Raw genomic sequence first — 21,320 nt, forward strand, 5'->3', positions numbered from 1 at the left:
TCGAAGCTTTGCCTTACAGCCCCCACGGACCTTTCTATTTGACCGGCGTTTGACGGAGCAATACTCCACCACTCGGCACCTCGCCTAGGCTCGGTGCATGGTTAGGAATGAACGTGTTTCTCCTGTGGGAGCGAGCTTGCTCGCGATAGCGGTGAGGCAGTTTGCGGTGATGTTGGCTGTGCCGGCGTCATCGCGAGCAAGCTCGCTCCCACAGGTTTTTGTACCGGGCCATGCGGGTGAGTCATACCGGCAATTCTGGCAACAGCTCAGCGGTTATTCAGATACGCCTTCCCATAATGCCGCTCCATCCGCGCCTGGATCAGCTCCAGCGCAATGGACATCAACCAGTAAATGATCGCCGCCGTGGTGAGCATTTCGATGTAGCGATAGCTGGAACGACCATAGGACTGCGCCAGGAACATCACCTCCCAAACCCCCATCACCGAGATCAGCGAAGAGTCCTTGAGCATGGAGATGAATTGGTTGGTGGTCGGCGGGATGATGGTGCGCATGGCCTGGGGCAGGGTGACGCGCCAGAAGATCACGGTTTCGCTCAGGCCCAGGGCGAGGGAGGCTTCGCGTTGGCCGTTGGGAACGCCGAGGATGCCGGCGCGGAAGATTTCGCTCAGGTAGGCGCCGTAGTTCAGCGACAGGGCGATGATCCCGGCGGCGATGGCGCCCGGGACCACGCCCAGTTGGGGCAGGCCCAGGTAGATCAGCAGGATCTGGATCAGCAGCGGGGTGCCGCGAAAGAACGACGCGTAGAAACTGGCGATGCCGAACGCCACCGCGCTGCTGGACAGCCGCGCCAGGGCGGTGATGAAGCCCAGCAATGACGAGGCGACGATCGAGCACAGGCACAGGAACAACGTCAGCACCGCACCCTGCAAAAAGCCATTGGGCGCCAGGTGCACACCCAGCAGGTTCGGCAGTTTGTCGAGGATGATGGAGAACTTCAGGTCGAAGCTCAGGAAGAAGCTCGCGAACAGCACCAGCATGGCCGCCCAGGTCAGATACAGCCGGGTGCGGAAACCGAAGATTTTCTGCAGACGTGACTCAGCCACCGATGGCGGTGGCTGAGGGGGTGGAAAAGAAGTCATTGGGTGATGTCGGCGCCGATCCATTTTTGCGAGAGTTTGCTCAAGGTGCCGTCCTGTTTCAACTGGGCGAAGACTTCACGCACCTTGCTGTCCCACTGGGCGTCGCCTTTTTCGATGGCCACCGAGTTCGGTTCGGAATAGAGCGGCTCGCCGGCCAGCTTGAAGCGCTTGTCTTCGGTCAGGCGCGGCTGGGCCGTCACCAGGTTGGTCAGCACCGCGTCCAGGCGCACCCCGGCGCCCAGGCCCAAGTCCTGGAACGCCACGTTGTCGGTATCGTACGGGGCGACCTGCACGTCCTCGAACGGATAGCTCAGTTGGGTATCCTCGGCGCCTTCGATCACCAGGTTCTTGTTCAGGTAGCTTTCGTAGCTGGAGGCGCTGGTCAGGCCGACTTTCTTGCCGCTCAAGTCCTTGGCACCGTGGATACGGTCGTCCTTGGCGTTGACCACGATCACCGCGGGCGAAGCGTAGTACTGCACCGGGAAGTCGAACACTTCGGCGCGGGCCTTGCTCGGCGTCATGGAGCAGATGCAGATGTCATAGCGCCCGCTCCAGTGACCGGCCGCGATCACGTCCCAGGACGGCGTCTCCAGGCGCAGCTTCACCCCCAGTTTCTGCGCCACGGCCTTGGCCACATCGACGTCGAACCCGTCGAGCTGGTTCTGATCGTTGAGGAACGAGAAGGGCGGATAGCTTTCCATCAACACGCCGACCAGTTCTTTTTTCTGTTCGATGCGATCCAGCGTGGCACCGGCAAACGCTTGCGAAGAGGCGGCCAGCAATGTCAGGCCCAGGGCCAGCAATGGTTGTGATTTCACGGAAAGTCCCTGGGTAGAAAAATAAGTTGTAGTTAACCGAATGGTGCGTATTAAATAGTTATAAGAACAACTCCGGTAGTGAGTATTTTTCATAAGCTTATGAGTGAATCGCATATGGGCGCAGCAACGACAGTCATTCTCGATGGCGGCATGGGCCGCGAACTGCAACGCCGGGGCGCGCCGTTCCGCCAGCCCGAGTGGTCGGCCCTGGCCTTGAGCGAAGCGCCCCAGGCAGTAGAAGCCGTGCACGCGGCCTACATTGCCAGCGGCGCCAACGTGATCACCAGCAACAGCTATGCGGTGGTGCCGTTCCATATTGGCGAAGCGCGTTTCGCCGCCGAAGGCCAGGCCCTGGCCGCGCTGGCTGGCGAGTTGGCGCAACGGGCGGTGCAGGCCTCAGGCAAAGCGGTGCGCGTGGCCGGGTCGCTGCCGCCGCTGTTCGGTTCCTATCGGCCGGATCTGTTCGACGCTTCCCGCGCCAGTGAACTGTTGGCGCCCCTGGTAAGCGGCTTGGCCCCCCACATCGATTTGTGGCTGGCCGAGACCCAAAGCTCGACCGTTGAAGCGCGGGCGATTCACGCCGGGTTGCCGAAGGACGGCAAGCCGTTCTGGCTGTCGTTCACCCTGAAAGACGAAGACACTGATGAAGTACCGCGCCTGCGCTCCGGCGAACCGGTGGCGGAAGCCGCGGCAGTGGCGGCCGAACTGGGCGTCGAAGTGCTGCTGTTCAACTGCAGCCAACCGGAGGTGATCGGCGCGGCGATTGACGCTGCCCGCGATACCTTCGAGCGCCTGGGCGTGGCGATCCACATCGGCGCCTATGCCAACGCCTTTCCGCCGCAACCCAAGGAAGCGACCGCCAACGACGGCTTGGACCCGTTGCGCGAAGACCTCGATCCACCGGGTTACCTGCAATGGGCGGCGGACTGGCGCAAGCGCGGGGCCAGCCATTTGGGCGGCTGCTGCGGGATCGGGCCGGAGCATATTGCGGTATTGGCGCAGCAACTGGGCTGAGCCGTCTGGCGGGTGACTGCCCTCACGCCAGGCCGGCCCCACGGCCATCGATAGAGGGCGACACGTTGGATTACGTTTTTCGCCAGGCTGCCTAGCCACGCTATAAATATGTATGCCGTTTGGGCGGCGACGGCGCGATAGGGTCCGGATTCTTCAATCAGAACCGGACCATTCAGATGGCTATTTTCTCCAAAGGCGACCCGGCCAACGCCGTCGTCCCCCAGGGCGAACCGCTCAGCGCCCAGGCAAGGGTGCAACTCAGGCAACTGGAGTTGCTGGACACCAACCAGATTCAACTCACCCAGTTGTTTGCAGGCCTTCCCACGTTCGGCGGGGTGCTTGGGAACCTGCTGGTCAACCTGCTCAAGGCGAAGATTCCCGCCGACAGATTCCGCCCATCGCTGCTTGCGGATATCGATCCGGATAACTGCTACGTGAACCGCTTTACCACGGACCAGGCCGGTGGCCGTGCCCTGACGTCCTCGGAGCGTTTCACCGATGTCCTGCACAACGGTTTGCTCAGCGACACCGCGCCTGACTTCACGAACGGTGGCGTCGGCTTCTTCACCCGTCCGGACTCGCTGGAGGAGGCCGACAGCGTATTCGCCCGGCAACCGGATGCGCAGACGCTACGGACCTTGGAATCGGTGTTCCATATTTCCCGGCCCACGGCGAACGACCGGGTGAAAGGTCAGTTCCGTGACGAACTGGCGCGCTTTCGCCTGGGCAAGAACCGCGGCGACGCCAGCGAGGCGAACGCACCGTCCACGGCTGAAGCGGTCCTCGCCCAATTGCTTTCCCAACGATTCCTGCACCTGTTCAACTTGTATAAAGCGGATCGGGATCCTGCCGCTCCACTCACCCAAGCCGCGCGAATCCAGCAGGCCGATGACGATCGCCTGCTGGACCTCATCACCACCCATCCTTCCCAGGCTGACAGGAACCGGCTGCTACGGGCGCCCATTCCCCATGTCTATACCGTCCTGCTCGACCAGGGCACGGATTCGCCGCAGAAATGGCCCGCGGCGATGGTGATCAAGTTCACCGACCGGCCCTCGTTGTTCCTGTATTCCCTGGAACGCGGGCTGCAGCGATTTCATTCTTTCCAGGACCTGGTCGACAACGTCCGTCCGCTCCACGAGGGCCAGGAACGCTCGATCCGGGATATGTCCCCTGAACTGGCCGGGCATGTGTTCGAGGTGGCGGCAGCGGACTTGCTGCAGATGCAAAGCGCTGCCCTGGATGCAGTACTGGATGCGCCGGACAACGCAACGGTGCCGGTGGATGTCTTTGCCCAGCGAACGGAAGCTGCCCTTGGCTTGCCCATGTTGTCACTGACCGGGCCACTGGCGGCCCGCCAGGAAACCTTGGTGGACAATCGTCGCCCGGGTTTCTACAAAGCCGCGACGCGGGCCGAACAGGCCCGCTATCGCCAGCTCGAAGACCGGGTATTCCAGGCCGTCTACGCGTTGGGCAGCGGTGTCCCGACGCTGGTGCAGTTCACTCGCCAGGAGATCCGGCAATACCTTCAGCAAAGCATCCACCCGCGCATAGAGCCGGATCCGGACCGGACCATGGTCAGGCTGTTCTTCGGCGATCGGGCCAATCCGAGACAGTCCCGGACCAGCAGCCTGACGCAGTTGATGCTCGATAATCTGCGTGCGCCGCAGTACCCGAACGCGATGAGAGAAGTGCAGGCCGTTGATTTGGTCGACCGGCATGGTCAACGTGTCCGGCACCCGGCAAGCGGTTTCCTGATCACGGTGACCGGGGGCGAACTGGCCCGGATGGCGTCGAGCATCGATGCCGGTGGCCGCTATGAAATCCTGCTTCGCGAACAAATGAACGCGCCGCACTACAAGGCGGCCTGGCAGGCGGCGTACCTGGCCAACCTCGAGTTCAAAGGTTACGCGGCCGGGCTCCGGGGCGACGATGTGTTCACGGCGACGGTGATCAATCCCGACACCAGCCCACCGAAGGCGCAGAAGCGGGTCGCGGCCTGGCTGGAGGCGCTGCTGCAATCGCCCACCGCCGCCAAGCGCCCATCGGTCGGCGGGCGCAGCGTGCGCGTCTACGGACTTCTCCTGGGCGGCACCGTCGGTTTGCAGCACGGCACCCTGGGCAACGCGATCAGTATCGATGGCGTGCTGATTCTTTCTGACCAAGCGGGGCCGCTGATCGAGGGAACCGTGGGCGTCTATTTCCCGGACAGCCCTCATGGCGATGACTTCCATGAATTTTCGGACCTGAGCGATGGCGTCACGGGGTTGCTGCAACAAGAAGAATGGCGCACGTATTTCCGTTCGCGCATGTCCACCCTCGACCCGGAGGAGATCAAGCGTGCGTTGGGGCAATATCGCGGTCGCCCCCTGGTTCGAGGGTTCCTGATCAGTGGCAACTTCCTCGAGGACTTTCACCGGGCCCACGTCAACTTCCACAGCGCCCATGCTGATCACCGCTCCAACAGCAACCGGGATATCAGTCACCAAACCGCCTTGAGGCTGGCGATGATGGTGGTGGAGCTGGTCATGGACCTGGCAGGGCTGCTGCTTATCCCCGGTTTCCAGATGCTGACGCGTGCGGTCAAAACGGGCTTGCTGGTGCTCAAGACCGGTGCCGTGCCCACGCACCTGGACACGCTGATGTTCGTGCACACGGTGGCGAACACCCGACGGTCGCCAGGCCTCGGCGGCGTGTCATTCAAGGTACGAGGCCAGGGGACTTTCCTGCCGGCAGCGGCTCGGCAGAACTCGACTGAAGCGCTGCTCGGATTGCCCCTGGAGGATGCCCTGTACCGCCGTTATGCCGTGACGGATACCGCGTTGCTCCGTGGGCTGTCAGCGGATACCCGGGGCTTCTATCGCCCCGCCATCACCGACGGCGCCACGGGCCGCGTCACGCGCCAGGTGTATGTACGGCAACCCGATGGGACGGTGTTCCGGGTGCACGACCATACGCCGCTCAACGCCACCGAAGCCACCATCGTCAACCCGGCCACGGGGTTTAGCATCCGCTCCAGCGGGGTGATGAGGAGCACGGTGGCCCGTGGGCCCGATGGCGAGTGGCGCGCCGTAGGCTCTGGCCTGGGCGGAGGCAAACGATCGTCGCAAGGCTCTCCCCAGCCGGGCCCTTCAGACCCCAAGCGACCGGCACCCTCGCTTCGCGCCGTTTCCGACCTGATCCGTACGCCAGGGGTATGGGACGTCCAGATCATGGAACTGGTGCCTTCCTTCATCACCCGTATTGCGAGTTGGCCGCGAAATCGCAGCTTGCTGATCATCGATCGACGCCATGGGCACCGGGATTGGACCGTGCGTTTCACCCCAGGGCAGTACGAAAGCAGCTACCCATCGGGCACGCATCCGCTCAGGTCAAGCACCGACGTGGTGTTGATACGCACGGAGGAAAACCATTACACCTTGAGGCTGGCTGACGATACGGACGTCATGTTCGCGGCCGACGGCGATTGCTTCTTCAACGCCCTCGCGCGGGGCTTGAACGACGGGCAGGCGCAACCGACGGCTTCGATGCAGGGGCTGCGCAATGAAGCCGCCGCCTACATCGATCAGCACCCGGAGCTCAACAATTACCTGGTGACGCAGCCCACCGGGTTGCAGCAGGCGCTCGTCGATAATGCCCGTCCCTTGGAGAACCTGTTGGGCGAGGGGGCGGTATTCGACCTGAGTCAGATTGTCTACGGAATGCGCAACCCGCATAACCTGTTTCAACCGCTGCTGAGGCTCTTGCACCTGCATGCAGACGACATGGCGCGCAGGGTGTTGAACCGGGCATCGGACGCCGCCTTGCCGCCGGAAATACTGCGCCACATCGGCAGCTTCCTATCTCACCGGGCTCCGGGGCGACCGGTGCTGAGCAGCATTCCCTACTACACCCAAAACGATCAGTCCTTGCAGAGCTTTTTCGAGGACACGCTGCTGGCGCCTGTCGAGCATACGGAGGTTGCCGAGCTGCTCAACAATGAATTCCTCATGTTCTCCCAGGACGTGCTCCATATCATGCTCGAGTACGGGGTCAAGGCCCGGGACCTGACCGATCACCACCCCAAGAACAGCATGGCGTACGTCCGCTACGACCAGGCCATGCATGGCCATCTCACTGAAGACCAACTCGAAAACACGCTCAACGGTGCCTATCTGGTGGACAGTGGAGACTTGAAGAAGGTCGGGATAAGGTTCAAGGAGGAAACCGGCCGCAGCCTGTTCGACGATGAAGATCTGTTGGCGCAATTCATTCAATACGATCGGGCCGAGGACCTGGTCGACCTGCTGACTGTCGCCCTCCAACGATTCCCTATCTTGTCGAGGCGGGCGACCATCCTGCTCAAGTCACCCTTGATCGCTTCCAACCTGGGCGGGCTGTTCCCCTTGAACCTGCTTGCGCAATGGATACGCACCCCTGGCTTATCCGATGCGCGGCTTGAACTCATTGCCCGATATCTCACGGGCCGTTATGACGAATTGGAGCTGTACGGCAGCGTCGATATCCGTTGGATGCAGCCGTTCGATGATTGGAATCTGCAAAACCTGTTCACGCATCGGCAGGCCTTGCTGGCGTTCTCCGGCTTTATCCTGGAGGCCCGATACGTCAGGGACAGCGACTTGTCTGCTGTCGCCAGGTTGTTCAGTGCGCCGGGCCAGCCGTTTTCCAATAGCCGGATCGCGATCCTGTTCAACAGGCCGGACCTGTGGTCGTCCATTCTCGCCATGCGCGGGATCACGCGCGCAAGCGCCCGGAGCATTTGGCTGGATCTGACCGGGCCGCACTTCAGCAACGACAACATCCGGTTCGTACTGGGCCGACCCGGTGCGCTCGACAGCGAGTTAACGTTCACGAGCGCCTTGATCGACAGCCTGACCCAGGATGAGGCCCGGGCGCATCGGCTGATTTTGGATGCCTACAGCATGAGCGACAGGCAAGCCCAGTACTTCCTCTACAACTTCGATTTTTCGGGGGGGCTTGCGGGGCACAGCCGGTTGGATTTCGCCAGTTATGTGAACGCCCATGGGGCCATACCGCAATGGGCCTGGCCGTTTGCCCGAAGAGGGGTGACGCCCGAGGTGCTCAAGCCATTCCTGGCCACGAGGAAACCGCCTGAGTCCTGACAGGCCAACCAACGCCCGTGGCGAGGGAGCTTGCTCCCTCGCCACGGGTTTTTGGCTTACAGCCAACCACGGGGCAAGTGGCCGGCATCGGACCTAGGACCGGCACTCCACCAAGCCGCGCACCTGCCCGTTCTCGCGCTGGTTCTCCTCGCTCAACCAGCGTTCGAACCCGGCGCCAATAGCGGGCCATTCCGAATCCAGCATCGAGTACCAGGCGGTGTCGCGGTTCTGGCCCTTGACCACCATGTGCTGGCGGAACACACCCTCGAACGTGAACCCCAGCCGTTCGGCGGCATATTTGGAGCGGGCGTTGCCGTTGTTGCACTTCCATTCCAGCCGTCGGTAACCCAGGGCGAAAGACTCCTTCGCCAGCAGGTAGACCGCCTCGGTGCTTTTCGGCGAGCGCTGCATCGGCGCGCCGAAGGTCACGTGGCCGATCTCGATGCGGCCCTGGGCCGGGACGATGGACATCAGGCTGAGAATGCCCTGCACCTCGCCGCTGGCGCGGTCGATCACGCTGAAGAAATACGGGTCGGTGTTGGCGGCGTGGTTGTTCAGCCAGGCATCGAACGCGCCGCGATCCTTGAACGGGCCATAGGGCAAGTAATCCCAGAGTTTCGGATCGGCCCCGGGCCCTTCGAGGGCTTGCCACAGGCCGTCGGCATGCCGCGCCGGATCGAGTTTTTCCAGGCGAATGAAACGCCCTTCGAGCAACTGCGCAGACGGCGCCGGGACACCTTTCCAATCAGCGAGTGAAGACGACATGGGGGGCTCCTTAAAGGGCTTTGCGAAATTGAATGAAGCCTGGGCGCTCGGCGATGCGCTCGTACAGCTGGATCGCCGTGGCGTTGGTTTCGTGGGTCAACCAGTGCACCTTGCAGCAGCCATCGGCCTTGGCGGTGGTGTAGACGAATTCGATGAGCTGGCGACCCACACCGGTGCCACGGCTCTGTTCTGTCACCAGCAGGTCTTGCAGGTAGCAGGAGTTTTCGATGCTCCAGTTCGAACGATGGTAGATGAAATGAACCAGGCCGACTGCCGTGTCGCCGTTCCAGGCGAGGGCACCGTGGGTTGGCTCGCGTTCGTCGAGCAAGCGCTGCCAGGTACTTTGGCTGACCGCCTCCGGCAGCTCGGTGTTGTAGAAACGCAAGTAGGCCTGCCACAGCGGCAGCCACGCGGCGTGATCGTTGGCGCTGACGCGGCGGATTTCAATCTGGCTCATGTTCACTCCTTGGACGATGGATCAGGCATCAGCCGCGCGAGCGTCTGGTCCTGCGGGTCGGGGCTGGCGGCCAGGCCGTTGCGTACCCCGGCGACATCCGCGGGGCTGCGGTTCTGGCTGAGCTTGCGCTTGCCTTCCAGGCGCTGGATGGGCAGGGCGAAGCCGACGATGGCCTTGAGCATGCTGTCGATGTACTCCGGCGGTGCATCGTCGATTTTCCAGGGCTGCTCGCGAGCGGTTTCGTGGCGGTCGGTGAGGGCGCCGACCAGGTTGCGCAGGCGCTGCGCGTCGCTGAACACCTCCGCGCTGCCGTAGGCGTGTACGGCCACGTAGTTCCAGGTCGGCACGACTTTGCCGTGTTCGGCCTTGCTCGGGTAGAAACCCGGGCTGACGTAGGCCTCGGCACCGGCGAATATCACCAGGGCCTCGGCGCCGGCTTGCAAGTCGCGCCATTGTGGATTGGCCCGGGCCATGTGCCCGTAAAGGGTGCCGTTCGGCCCCTGTTGCGTGTCCAGCAACAGCGGCAAATGGCTGGCCTGCAAACCGTGTTCACCGTGTGTGACGAGCACGGCCAGGCGGCAATCGCCCATCATCTGGTGCAATGGGGGCAAGTCTTCGACGGCAAAGGCTTTGGGGTTGTACATGATGATTTTCCTTGGCGAATGCGAGCATCCTAGGCAGGCTATTGGTCTGTTGTAAGAGCCACTTCCGGCCAATTCGATAGGTCCATTCGTGAGGGCTGCCATGCACAACGTCGTGCCGCCACTGTCGTTCAACCCCGCCGGCATCGAACTGGACCGCCGCCAGGGGCTCAGCCGCCAGCTTTACCAGGCGCTGCGCACCCGGGTGCTGGACGGACGCCTGGCCAGCGGCACGCGCCTGCCGGCCAGCCGTGACCTGGCGGCGGCCTTGTCGATCTCGCGCAACAGCGTGGTGCGGGCCTACGACCAGCTCTACGCCGAGGGCTTCATCGAAGGGCGGGTAGGGGACGGCACCTATGTGGCGAAACTGTCCTCGACGACCCTGCCGCTGAAAAACATATCCACAAAAGTATCCACAGGGTTTTCAACAGGCTTACCCACAGCCTTATCCACAGATTGGCTGGATTTGCCTGTGGTTTCATCCAGTAAAGTTATCCACAGCGATGGGTTGAATCGGGTCGAAAACCACCATTTACCCCAGCCGCCCAGTGGCCCGCCGCGAGCATTCAGGGTCGGTGTGCCGGCTTTCGATCTGTTCCCTTTCGACGTCTGGGCCAAGCTGAACGCGGCTTTCTGGCGCAAGCCGGATCTGCAGCAGCTGTGTTATGGCGACCCCCAAGGGGATGCGCGCTTGCGCGGGCTGATCGCCGCTTACCTGCGCAGCTCCCGGGGGCTGCACTGCACGGCTGAACAAATTGTGATCACCAGTGGCGCACAGCAGGGCATCAGCCTTTGTGCACAGCTGCTGGTGGACCCGGGCGACGTCGTGGCGGTGGAAAATCCCGGCTATCGCGCGGCCGGGCATGCGTTCGCCGTCGCCGGTGCCGACGTCAGAGGCGTGCCGGTCGATGATGAGGGCCTGGATTGCACGGCGCTCGGTGGGTTGAGCCATTGCCGGCTGGCCTACGTCACCCCGTCTCATCAATACCCGACCGGGGTGGTCATGAGCCTGCCCCGGCGCCTGGAACTGCTGGCCTGGGCCGAGCGCAACAAGGGCTGGATCGTCGAGGACGACTACGATGGCGAGTACCGCTACAGCGGCGCGCCCCTGGCGCCCTTGGCGGCATTGGATCGCCAGGGGAGGGTGCTCTACGTCGGTACGTTCGGCAAAGTGGCGTTCCCGGCCTTGCGCCTGGGCTACCTGGTGCTGCCGCCGGGCCTGGTCAACGCCTTCGCCCGGCGTCGTGCCGTGGACGTGCGCCATTCCGAAGTCAGCACCCAGGCGGTAATGGCCGAGTTCATGGCCGCCGGGCATTTCCAGCGGCACATCCGGCGCATGCGGCGGGCCGCGCTGGTCCGACGAGACGCGCTGCTGGCGGGTTGGCCCAAAGACATTCCAGGGGTTGGCACCTTGCCGACCGTCGTGGCAGGGCTGCATGTCACGGTGCCGGTGGACAGCCTCGCCCGGGAGCGCGAACTGATTGCCCAGGCGACGGCGGCGGGGGTCGAAGTCAATGGTTTGAGCAGCTATTGGTTGCCGACCACGGCCTCGACACAGGTGCGGGCCGGGCTGGTGTTGGGCTTCGCGGCCGTGCCGCCCGCGGCGATCGCTGCCGCACTGGCGAGCCTGGAAAAAACCTGGGCACTTTAAGGGACCGGAGCATCGGCAAATGCCCCGGCCTTGGTTCATGAGCGGGCTTTATGAAAGAACACTTCCTTGGCCTGATCCACGGCAATTTCGCTGCGGTAATGGTCGACCAGTTGATGCTGGGTGAGGGACTGGGTGTCTTCGACGTCGAGGGCTTCTTGACCGGCTTGCTCGATGGTTTTCAAGCGTGCAGAAAGAAATGCGTAGGCGGGAACCCAGCTTTTCGAGTAACGGAAATCCGCGAACCAGAGGGTTTTATTGGTTTTCACGTCCTTGATCTCGTAGCGGTCGAGATAGCCGTAGGGTGGGGTCTTGATGCGTTGACGGCTCTTTTGTTTGCTGATGGAAATCTGGTTCCGGCTCTTGAGCCACAGGATGCTGCTCATGGTCGGCGGGCGTTGCTTGATGAGATTCAAGACCGTGTCGAAGCCCAGGATGTAAAGGGCGCTCGATTCCCTTTCGAGTTGCCCGCGCAAGGTTTCGGCCGCGCGCCGTTGCTCTGCCGGCAGTTCGAACGTTTCGTTGGAGGCCACGCCTTGCGCCTGGTCGAGTGCTTTTTTGATTGCCGCGCTGATTTTCTCCATTCTGCCGGCGTGGGCGTTGAGGATCATTCCGAGACCGGCGGGCGTTTGGTTGGGTTTTTTTGCGGTTTCTTCGATCTGCGCCTTGAACGCCGCCAAGCCATTGATCAGGTCGTTGCCCTTGGCGACGCTGATACTCAATGCCGGGACGGCAGCCGGTGCAGCATCGGGCTTTACGTGGGGGATCCATTCGCCGGTTTCCTTGCGGTGGAACGTGACGATGATTTCTCCCGAGAAAGGGTTTTTCACATCGACCCAGTCCGTTTCCTCCATCAACCTGGACAAGCGCGGCTCGCCACTGACCAGGCCCCAAAAACGCGCCCGGATGAATTTCTTCCTGGGCCTGGGCCGTTGCTCATAAGGCAACCCCGAGCTGCGCCGATCCTTTCGTTCATCCAGGGCCGCCCCCAGGTGGCGCAGCGTCCATTGCTCCAGCGTGGCGATCCCCGAGCGCAGTCGAGCCAGTTGCAACGGCCGAACGCTGCCCTTGTATTCGTTACCCAGGTATTGAAGGTGTTCATCGATGGCGGTGAACTGTTCGGCCAGGCTGCCAAATGCATCGATTCGCTCGTCCAGCCGGATCGCACTTCGTTCATCGATCGCGTCGCGCAAGCTCTGGAACGCCACCGTGGCGTTATCCACGACCTGGTTGACCGCCTCCCAGCCCTCGGGCATCGACTCGACGCTTTCCAGCGACAGGCAGAGATGGCGATACATATCCAGCTTGATCATACGAAGGTCGGCGCCCGTGTAGAGCGGCATCTTCTTGCGGTGCCGATGGACAAATTCGAAGCCTTCGTAGCCCACAGTCTTCAGCTCGGTGAAGCGCGTTTCCATGTAGTCCAGGCGTTCGATCATGTCGTCGCCGACGCTGATCATGCTCTCGGCCGCGTCGATGTGCTGTTGCTCCAGCACCTCGACCCCGGAGGTGATCATGCCCTTGGCCTTGTTCAAGGCCGGGATGAATCGTTCCTGGAGCGCCTCCATTTCGGCGAAGGTGAAATCGATCTGCGCGTTCAGGTAGCCGAGCCGGGTGCGAGCGTAGTCGGGCCGCGACTGGAAGAGTGGCCATTCCATCAATGTCCGCAACGCCTTCTCGTAGTGTTCCCGCTGTGTTTTCAGCAGGTCCACATATTCGTCGCGTTTTATTTCCTTGGCCGGCCCCGCAGCCTCGTTCATTTCCTTGGCTTGCATGGTCAGCAGTTTCTGGTTCTGCGGTTTCTTTTCTTCGAACCGGTTCAGGGAGGCCAGCAGCTCGGTCCGGCGCCGCTGCGCGTCGGCGATGACTTTTTGCCGGACGCCTTTGGAACCGCTGCCGCGTAATCGCAGGCGCGTATCGATATGCCATGTGCCGTGCGCATCGCTCATCAGGGGCGGGCCCTCGTGGGAGGGATCTTTCCCGTCGACGATAGAGACCGACTCGCCTTCGACTTTTACTTTGAACCAGCTCCCCGCCATTTTTGCGTACCAGTTCCCGCTTCGTTCGTAGAGCCCTTTTAGCGCGCCTTCGGCCTGGAGTTGCCCGGGCTCTGCGGGTTCGTCGATGCTCAAGGCGTCCAGGAGCCGGGTGCTTTCCCTCGAGCGTCCCATCAAGGCGCCACTGGAACGGATGGCCTTGTAGTGTTCGGTCGGCAGCGCCGTGCTCGACAACGGTTCGAGCTGTTCTATCACCCGTTGATGTTCGGGTTTTGGCAGGCTCTCGAGTTCGCGCACCTCCTTCGATGGCTGTGCCCGATTCGAATTCCTGACGGCCCTGGCGCGGTCGATGGCGTGGGTGATGATCGCCAGTGCGATGTTCAACAACAGATCGGCGAACGCCTCCCACTTGACCGGGCGATTGGCTTCGTCGTTGCGCTGCGACAGCTTGTCGATGTCGTCCATGATTTGCCAGAGCCAGGCCGCAGTGCCGACGGTGGTCCCGAGGTAAGGCAAGGCCAGGTTGAAAATCAGCCAGCCTGTCCGCTTGAACGTTTCCCAGCGATTTTCACGGTTGGACACCGCTTGCCGATCAGCCAGTTCCACCAGCGCGTCGGCGTTGGCCTTGAACAACAGCGGCAGAAAATCCGCCCCGAGGGTCTTGTCGGTCAACCTGACGGGGCCGCTATTGGCCAATGAAGTCAACGGGGCGGCCACGAACGCCACGATGCTCCAAGGGGAGGGCAGCACGTCGGGAAAGACAAACCGGCCGTAATCGTCGCGCACCCCATCGGGCAACCACGCCAGCACCGATTGACGCAAAGAAGGGGTTTGCCGGATCGCGTACAACAGGTTGCTGAACGCCGGGTACTGGCTCAACTGCGGCTCCATCATGGGGCGATACAGCACGCAGGGCCCGGCGCTCGAGTCCTCGGGGCCGATGATGAACATGTTGGCCACGACATCCTCCGCGTCGCCCAGCTGTAGCTCGGGCACGAAGGCCAGTTTGCGCAGGACGATGGTTTTTCCATCCACCTTGCGATTGGCTTCTTCGGGCTGCATCAGTGCGGCGACGTAGCGGTAGCCTCGATCGTCCAAGTGACCCAGGCCACGGATCTTGCATTCCAGCGCGAGCATCGGGAGCTGGATGCGTAACTGGGACGTGTAGAGCTTTTCGCGGCGGCTCGACTCCGCCGGATCGTCGAGCAGCTTGTGCTTGATCAGCTCGGGGTAGACACGGCCGATGTCGACCTGAGTGATGAGGCTCTCGACGTACTCGACGGTCATCCAATCGGGCAACTCGGTGTCGTCCACGAACTTGACGATCTTGTCGCCAAGGGGAAGGGCGATGAGGTTTTGCAAGGCGAGCTCGACAAGGCTGAACCGGGTGGTCTCGATCTTGCCGGGCACCACGAAGGTGCCCCAGACCACGGGGCTGCGTACCTCGATCTCGATGGCGTCCAGGTCGAGCTTCGAGGCGTCGGCGTGTTCCGAGACCATCTGCTTTTTCAGCAGGCCGAGCGCATATTCCTTGAGGGGAGGAATCTCATCCAGGTAGGTTTTGCCGGCATGGACCTGGTTCAAGATCGACAGGTTCTTCATGTGTTGGGCGAACAGGATCTGGTCGGTCGGCGAGGCCCCCAGCAACCAATCGGGCATTTGTCTCTGGAACCAGGCCACGAGCGCATCGTCGTCCGTCTCTTCGCCGTTGGCCGGGGACAATGTGTTTTCGGAGGTCGGCCATGTTTGCGGAAAGGTCCCGAGGATCGTGACTTGCTCGGCGATTACCCCGCAGGCCTTGTGATCGAAAATATTGCCGTCGGGCTCGTACAGCCGCCATTGGAGTTTCCGGTAGCTGCCCGGAACGAAGTGGGACGGCAAAGATTTCCCCAGGGCCTGCCGTGAATCGAACTTCTCATAGCCGTTGTTGAGCGAGTAGGCCAGGATGACTTCCTTTCTATCGACCGTACCGATCAGCACCACGAGCGAGTTGTCGCCCAGGCGTCTGACCTCAGGGCCATCGACGTTATCGATGTCGACCAGGTACGCGTGGCTGTCATAAGGGTCGTGGTCCTTACGGTCCTTGCGGTCGGGGTAATGGAACAATTGCCGAGCCATGGCGCATTCAGTGGCCGTCCAGCCCTTGACGTGCCCGACGTCCCAGGCCTTGCGCAGGGTGCTGGAGAGTTCATGCCAGAGTGGGCCGGACTCGCCCTGCGGCGCATTCCAATACGCCAGTTGCTGCTCCTGACAGGCCGTCAGCATGGCCGGCACCAGTTCGTTGAGCAGGCGCCCGATCTGGTCGATGCGCACCGGCAAATGCACTTCGGGCTCGGTGAGCGGCAGCTGGGTGAGGAAGTGCAAGCCTTCGATCAGCAGCAGCGGGTCGCTTTTTTCGTTCACCAGCCCGGCCAGCATCTCGCTGAGGGTTTCGTAGCGGGTCGGGCGCCGCACGATTTCGTCATCGACTATGTCCCAGGCCGGCTCGCCGACCAAGGTATTGTGCGGATCGAGGTTGAGCGTGGGGTAGAGCTTCTTGAGGCCATCGCTCAGGAGCACGGCCGCGACCTCTGGATAGGTGGGCCCTGCGAGCAACTGGTTGTACACCGCTTCCTTGGGGTCGGCTTTGGGCCTGGTGTTAGACGTAGATGTCATCTGAGTCTCCCTGTCTTGTGATCCATGGCGTTCCCGGAGCGAAACGCTCGGGGTTTTCCATGCTAGGGCGGCTCAAAACGGGGAAGGTGGTAACTATGTATGGGACGGGGATAACGCCTGTGGGAGCGAGCTTGCTCGCGAAAGCGGTGTATCAGGCGCCGGTGATGTTGAATGTGCCGGCGTCTTCGCGAGCAAGCTCGCTCCCACAGGTTTTCTGTTTATCTTGGCGGTCTCACTGACCGGACTTGATCCGCGTCCAGGCCCGCGTCCGCGCCCGTTCGGCATCCCGTGGCAACGGTTGCAAGGTGTAAAGCGTGGCCATGGCCGCTTCGGTCGGGTACAGGTTGGGGTTGTTGCGGATCGCCGGGTCGACCATCTCGGTCGCGTCCTTGTTCGGGTTCGGATAGCCGACAAAATCACTGACCGGCGCGATCACCTGCGGTTGCAGCAAGTAGTTGATGAAGGCGTAGGCGTCCCCTGGGTTGGCGGCGCCTTTGGGAATGGCGAGCATGTCGAACCAGATCGGCGCGCCTTCCTTGGGCAGGCGCATGTCCACCGTCACGCCGTTCTTGGCCTCCTTGGCGCGGTTGGCCGCCTGGGAAAAGCTGCCGGAGTAACCCACGGCCACGCAAATGTCGCCGTTGGCGATGTCGGCCATGTACTTGGACGAGTGGAAATAGGTGATGTGCGGGCGAATCTTCATCATCAGCGCTTCGGCCTTGGCGTAGTCCGCCGGCTTCTTGCTGTTGGGGTCCAGGCCCAGGTGCTGCAAGGCCAGGGGCAGGATCTCCGACGGCGAATCCAGAAACGCCACGCCGCACTGCTTGAGCTTGCTGATGTTCTCTTCCTTGAAGATCAGGTCCCAGCTGTCCACTGGCGCGTTGTCGCCCAGGGCGGCCTTGATCTTGTCCGGGTTGAAGCCGATCAGGATGGTGCCGTACATGTAGGGCACGGCGAACTTGTTGCCCGGGTCGTTGGCTTCGATCAGCTTCATCAGCTTGGGATCGAGGTGGTTCCAGTTCGGCAGCTTGCTGCGGTCCAGGGGCTGGAACACCCCGGCCTCGATCTGCTTGGCCAGGAACACGTTGGACGGCACCACCACGTCATAGCCGGAATTACCCGTCAGCAGCTTGGCCTCCAGGGCCTCGTTGGTGTCGAAGATGTCGTAGACCAGCTTGACCTGGCTGTTCTGCGCCTTGAAATCGTCCAAGGCCTTGGGCGTGATGTAGTCGAACCAGTTGTAGACGCGCAAGGTGCGCTCCTCGGCCTGGGCAGCGCCGCAAAGCAGCGCGGCGCACACGGCTGGAGCCATAAAACGCTTGAGTCTGTTCATGCTGTGATTCCTCATGGGGCGCTTTGGAAACCTTCAAGAACGTTCACGGCATTGATGCCGATTTCTGCCACCGCGTAGCCGCCTTCCATCACGAACAGCGTCGGCTTGCCAAGCGCCGCGATGCGCTTGCCCATCGCCAGGTAATCCGGGCTGTCGAGCTTGAATTGCGAGATGGGGTCGTCCTTGAACGTGTCGACACCCAGGGACACGACGATGACATCGGCGTCGTAACCCCGGATTTGCCCGCAGGCCTGCTCCAGCGCCGCGCTCCAGGTGTCCCAGCCGGAGCCGGCCGGCAAAGGGTAGTTGAAATTGAAGCCCTCGCCGTCGCCCTCGCCCTGCTCGTCGGCATACCCCAGGAAGAACGGAAACTCCGCCTCTGGGTGACCGTGGATCGAGGCGAACAACACGTCGCTGCGCTCATAGAAAATCGACTGGGTGCCGTTGCCGTGGTGGTAATCCACATCCAGGATCGCGACCTTCCGATGGCCCTGGTCGAGAAAGGCCTGGGCGGCGATGGCGGCGTTGTTGAGGTAGCAATAACCGCCCATCAAATCGCCGGCGGCGTGGTGCCCCGGTGGGCGGCACAACGCAAAGGCACTGCGCGCCCCGCGCTGGATGTCCGCCTGAGCGGTGAGGGCCACTTGCGCGGCGCTGTAGGCCGCCTGCCAAGTACCGGCGGTAATCGGCGCACCGCCGTCGAAACTGTAATAACCCAACTGGCCGTGCAGGCTCGTGGGGATGACCGAGCGCAGCGTTCGCGCCGGCCAGGTGAAGGGCAACAAATCGCCGTCGCGGTTGTACTTGGCCCAGCGGTCCCAGGCGCCTTTGAAAAATTCCAGGTACGCCGCACTATGGATGCGCTGGATCGGCCCCAGGCCAAAATCCTGCGGCGCCTCCACCGGCCCCAGCCCCCGCACCTTGACCCGCTCCAACACATGATCGGCCCGGGACGGCATCTCGAAGCAAGGCATCAATTGCCCATCCATCAACTCGCAGCGCCCATGGTGCAGGTGGTGATCGTCTGAGTAGATCGTCAGCATTTTTTTGTTCTCCGCTAGGCTGGTCGGTTTGAACACAGTCTTGCGGCGCGGGGCGTTTCAGAGAACGGCAGGAGAGGCCAAAAGGGGATCGAAATGGCCAAAAGGTTTGACCGTAAATCGCCCCTTGTTGGCGCGGGTGTGCGCGGGGTTGGGGCATGGGCGGCTTCGATGGCGACGCGGTGATTTGTGGCGAGGGAGCTTGCTCCCGCTCGACGGCGTAGCCGTCGCAGGTCGGTGAATGCGGTTGTCCGGAAGAGGCTGGCTTGGAACGTTTGGAAGAAGTAGCAACGATCAGACTGCTCAGGGGAAGGGTATCTGCCATAATTTTGGCACAACTCTTAACAGCCCTTGGTGCTACGGTGTGCGGTAGACACCCTGTCCGTAACATAATAGCGTTTGCTCGAATGGTACAGCGTCTTGTGGTCTGTTTTATCCGTCCTAAAAATCAATAGTATGGAGTTAGCTTTGGCTATAGATTTTAAATGCTCAGCCGAAAAGGTTGAGTTATTTTATAAGGGGGCTTATCTGATGGATAGTCCACGAAATCGCAAGCTTCAAGTAAGTGGAGTCGATTTCTTGTCAAAGTTGAACGGAACTAGAGTTGAAGATATACCGCCTGACATTAGTTTTTATATAGGTGGGGTTCAGGATTTCCATTCTTCCTTGTCGGCTCTTTCCCTCGATAACTCCGAAAGAGGGATGGCGATAACGATACAGGCGGACTATATGAATCTCGGCGCTTGGATTAAGCCTTTTTCTTTTGATGAATATCTTTTGAAAATAGAGTCATTAATCGAAGGTATTCTTCCGCCAATAAAAAAATATTATAAGCACGACAGCGCAACTTTAATCAATTACACCATATTAGGGTTAGATTTTTTCGTTAGAAGTGGGGATTTATTAAATATAATTTCAAGTCGATTGGATGGCTTCGCTCGCGCGCAGCGTGAAGCTGAGCGAGTGCTTTACAACCAAAGCTCATCTAGTCATACGCATCTGGCACGCGAGTTGAATTTTGTTGAGGGAAAAAAGTTCTGCTGGGAGGAGGACCTGACAGTAGAGTTCAAGGAGGTAAAGGGGAGTAATCCAGTAAAGTCAATTCAAAACTTAGTGGATGAGTATATTTTAGCCTTCTTTAATAGCCAGGGCGGTAGCGTTTTCTGGGGTATTAATGATGATGGCATAGTTACAAGTATGAAGTTGACACCTAAAATGAAAGATGACATCAGGAAGTCTGTCAGCGATAAGATCAATGTGATTGAGCCGCCCATAGATCCAACGCAGATAGGGGTGTTTTTTCACAAGGTTTTAAATGCTGACAATGGCTACGTGCTGGAAGTTAATGTGCCACGTTCTCAATCAGAGTTGCTTTACTTTAATTCGTCTGGCGCAACTTGGGTTAGGTTAAATGGCTCGAAGAAAAAGCTTCAGGGATCTGCATTGCAGGACTATATTATCAAGCGGACTCGGAAAGATTTTTGATGATGCTCTGCAAGTATTGAAGAGCCACTGTTGGCTTCCTTTGATAACTAGCGAGCTACGCACTGGATTGGTTTTTCATGTTTAAAAAATCTATAATTCGGCATGGGGCAACCGACGAAAATTACAATACTCACATTTTATTCGTAATAAGGGGGCTTTCAGATTTTTTGGGGGGGGACGTGAAAAAGTTTCGCTTTTATTTATTAATTCGCAGGCAGGTTAAAAGAACAAAATATCTTCAAAACAATCGCCGAATGCAAACGGTGGCGTTAGGTCGAAAACAGCCTGTCGTGAATGGCGGCCTGCCTTGGTCATCGGCAGCTATGGGGCGAAAGCGGCCATTCAACGGTTCGGAATCGAGCTGGTCAGCAGCAAACCTCATGATGCGTAATATGAAATCTACTGACAGGCAACTACCGATCATTTGGTATAAATAAAAATAGGGGCGAGTCAATGGATATTAAAGAGTTTTGCCTCGCTCATAGATTCGATATGAGCAAATGTGGGGTAGCGTTGGGGGGTGGCGGTTTCGAAATGACTGAGTTGAAAACCTCACCAGTCGAATTTTTGACCTTGGCGGAGGATGATTTTAAACGGGGCGGTTTGGCGGCTCTTGTTAATGCCACGACCAATGCAAAACGCGCCATTGTCTCTCAGCTTGATCAGTTGCTGATCTCTTTCGGCTATCCCTCACTTCGATGGAACGTGCCGAAGAAGATCGAACGGTTAAGGGCGCTTGGATTATTGACGCCAAGTCTGTTGCGTAAAGTCATCGATATGCGAAATATTCTCGAGCACGAGTACGCAACGCCTAAGCTTAAAAATGTTGAAGAGGCGTTGGATATCGCGAGCCTATTCGTAATGTCCGCTTCAGCTATGTTCATCCCATTCGATGATGTATTGGAGTTTTCACTCCCCGACCTCGTTGTGACAGAGAGCTCTGTCACTCATCTTTCGGCGGGACTGAATCGCGAGCCTGATAGGGTTTTCTACACTGTCTACGCTTATAAGCCTGGAGGCCATGGAGGGAGTTGCGTCGGTCAGTGTGAGATTGAATCAGGGCATGTCCTGTTCGAGGCGATGGTGAAGCTTTCCGCGTCGCTGATGCTTCGCTACAAGGTGGACCAAGCTCTCCGCGATTTTGAAGCCGCGTATGCAATCGTCTAATTAACGTTGTGGCTCCCCAACGTGAATGCGTTGGGTCTTGCAGTCATGCGGTAGGCGAGCCATTCAAGCTAGTCACC

At 60.2% G+C, this 21,320-nt stretch carries 14 protein-coding genes; 6 read left to right on the forward strand and 8 right to left on the reverse strand.

From position 1 onward, the window contains the following. Positions 1-266 precede the first annotated feature (266 nt). Together BLP82_RS12955 and BLP82_RS12960 are read right to left on the reverse strand one after the other, a co-directional pair. Positions 267-1,100 (reverse strand): amino acid ABC transporter permease, encoded by an 834-nt coding sequence (locus tag BLP82_RS12955; protein ID WP_060739974.1) that lies wholly within the window; start codon positions 1,098-1,100, stop codon positions 267-269. Beyond that, complete coding sequence (locus tag BLP82_RS12960; RefSeq protein ID WP_092168310.1) at positions 1,097-1,918, reverse strand: ABC transporter substrate-binding protein; 822 nt, start codon at positions 1,916-1,918, stop codon at positions 1,097-1,099. Before BLP82_RS12960 ends, BLP82_RS12955 begins: the two co-directional genes overlap by 4 nt. Positions 1,919-2,032: 114 nt before the next feature. Between BLP82_RS12960 and BLP82_RS12965 the strand changes: the two genes are divergently transcribed. Both BLP82_RS12965 and BLP82_RS31615 read left to right on the forward strand, forming a co-directional pair. Next, positions 2,033-2,932, forward strand: a complete 900-nt coding sequence (locus tag BLP82_RS12965) for a homocysteine S-methyltransferase family protein (RefSeq protein WP_092168313.1) — start codon at positions 2,033-2,035, stop codon at positions 2,930-2,932. Between the two features lie 176 nt (positions 2,933-3,108). Next, positions 3,109-8,055 (forward strand): OTU domain-containing protein, encoded by a 4,947-nt coding sequence (locus BLP82_RS31615; RefSeq protein ID WP_256576593.1) that lies wholly within the window; start codon positions 3,109-3,111, stop codon positions 8,053-8,055. 93 nt (positions 8,056-8,148) lie between these two features. Here BLP82_RS31615 and BLP82_RS12975 read toward each other — a convergent pair whose 3' ends face one another. The 3 genes from BLP82_RS12975 to BLP82_RS12985 are packed head-to-tail and all read right to left on the reverse strand — an operon-like array spanning position 8,149 to position 9,921. After that, positions 8,149-8,820, reverse strand: a complete 672-nt coding sequence (locus BLP82_RS12975; RefSeq protein ID WP_092168316.1) for a GNAT family N-acetyltransferase — start codon at positions 8,818-8,820, stop codon at positions 8,149-8,151. Positions 8,821-8,830: 10 nt separating this feature from the next. Beyond that, entirely contained in the window at positions 8,831-9,277 is a 447-nt protein-coding gene (locus BLP82_RS12980) for a GNAT family N-acetyltransferase (protein WP_092168319.1), read from the reverse strand. Between the two features lie 2 nt (positions 9,278-9,279). Further along, entirely contained in the window at positions 9,280-9,921 is a 642-nt protein-coding gene (locus BLP82_RS12985) for an FMN-binding negative transcriptional regulator (RefSeq protein WP_092168322.1), read from the reverse strand. Between the two features lie 100 nt (positions 9,922-10,021). Between BLP82_RS12985 and BLP82_RS12990 the strand changes: the two genes are divergently transcribed. After that, positions 10,022-11,569, forward strand: coding sequence for a MocR-like pyridoxine biosynthesis transcription factor PdxR (locus BLP82_RS12990; protein WP_092168325.1), 1,548 nt, complete (start codon positions 10,022-10,024; stop codon positions 11,567-11,569). Between the two features lie 35 nt (positions 11,570-11,604). Here the strand turns inward: BLP82_RS12990 and BLP82_RS12995 are convergent, their stop codons facing one another. The 3 genes from BLP82_RS12995 to BLP82_RS13005 form a co-directional block, all read right to left on the reverse strand. Beyond that, positions 11,605-16,218, reverse strand: coding sequence for a dermonecrotic toxin domain-containing protein (locus BLP82_RS12995; protein WP_092168328.1), 4,614 nt, complete (start codon positions 16,216-16,218; stop codon positions 11,605-11,607). A gap of 232 nt (positions 16,219-16,450) precedes the next feature. Further along, complete coding sequence (locus BLP82_RS13000; protein ID WP_092168331.1) at positions 16,451-17,551, reverse strand: polyamine ABC transporter substrate-binding protein; 1,101 nt, start codon at positions 17,549-17,551, stop codon at positions 16,451-16,453. Positions 17,552-17,562: 11 nt separating this feature from the next. Continuing rightward, on the reverse strand, positions 17,563-18,594 hold the full coding sequence (locus BLP82_RS13005) for a histone deacetylase family protein (protein WP_092168334.1): 1,032 nt from the start codon (positions 18,592-18,594) through the stop codon (positions 17,563-17,565). Positions 18,595-19,059: 465 nt separating this feature from the next. On the opposite strand from BLP82_RS13005, the gene BLP82_RS13010 reads away from it, so the two are divergent. The 3 genes from BLP82_RS13010 to BLP82_RS13015 all read left to right on the forward strand — a co-directional run bounded on the left by BLP82_RS13010 (position 19,060) and on the right by BLP82_RS13015 (position 21,243). After that, entirely contained in the window at positions 19,060-20,076 is a 1,017-nt protein-coding gene (locus tag BLP82_RS13010) for an ATP-binding protein (RefSeq protein ID WP_218189417.1), read from the forward strand. Between the two features lie 77 nt (positions 20,077-20,153). Beyond that, the gene (locus BLP82_RS30470; RefSeq protein ID WP_139197849.1) at positions 20,154-20,513 is read left to right on the forward strand and encodes a hypothetical protein; all 360 of its coding nucleotides are present in this window, start codon (positions 20,154-20,156) and stop codon (positions 20,511-20,513) included. 16 nt (positions 20,514-20,529) lie between these two features. Beyond that, complete coding sequence (locus tag BLP82_RS13015; RefSeq protein WP_092168337.1) at positions 20,530-21,243, forward strand: hypothetical protein; 714 nt, start codon at positions 20,530-20,532, stop codon at positions 21,241-21,243. The last annotated feature ends 77 nt before the right edge of the window (positions 21,244-21,320 follow it).

It is taken from the genome of Pseudomonas sp. NFACC37-1 (assembly GCF_900101575.1).
Classification (GTDB): Bacteria; Pseudomonadota; Gammaproteobacteria; order Pseudomonadales; family Pseudomonadaceae; genus Aquipseudomonas; species Aquipseudomonas fluorescens_AA.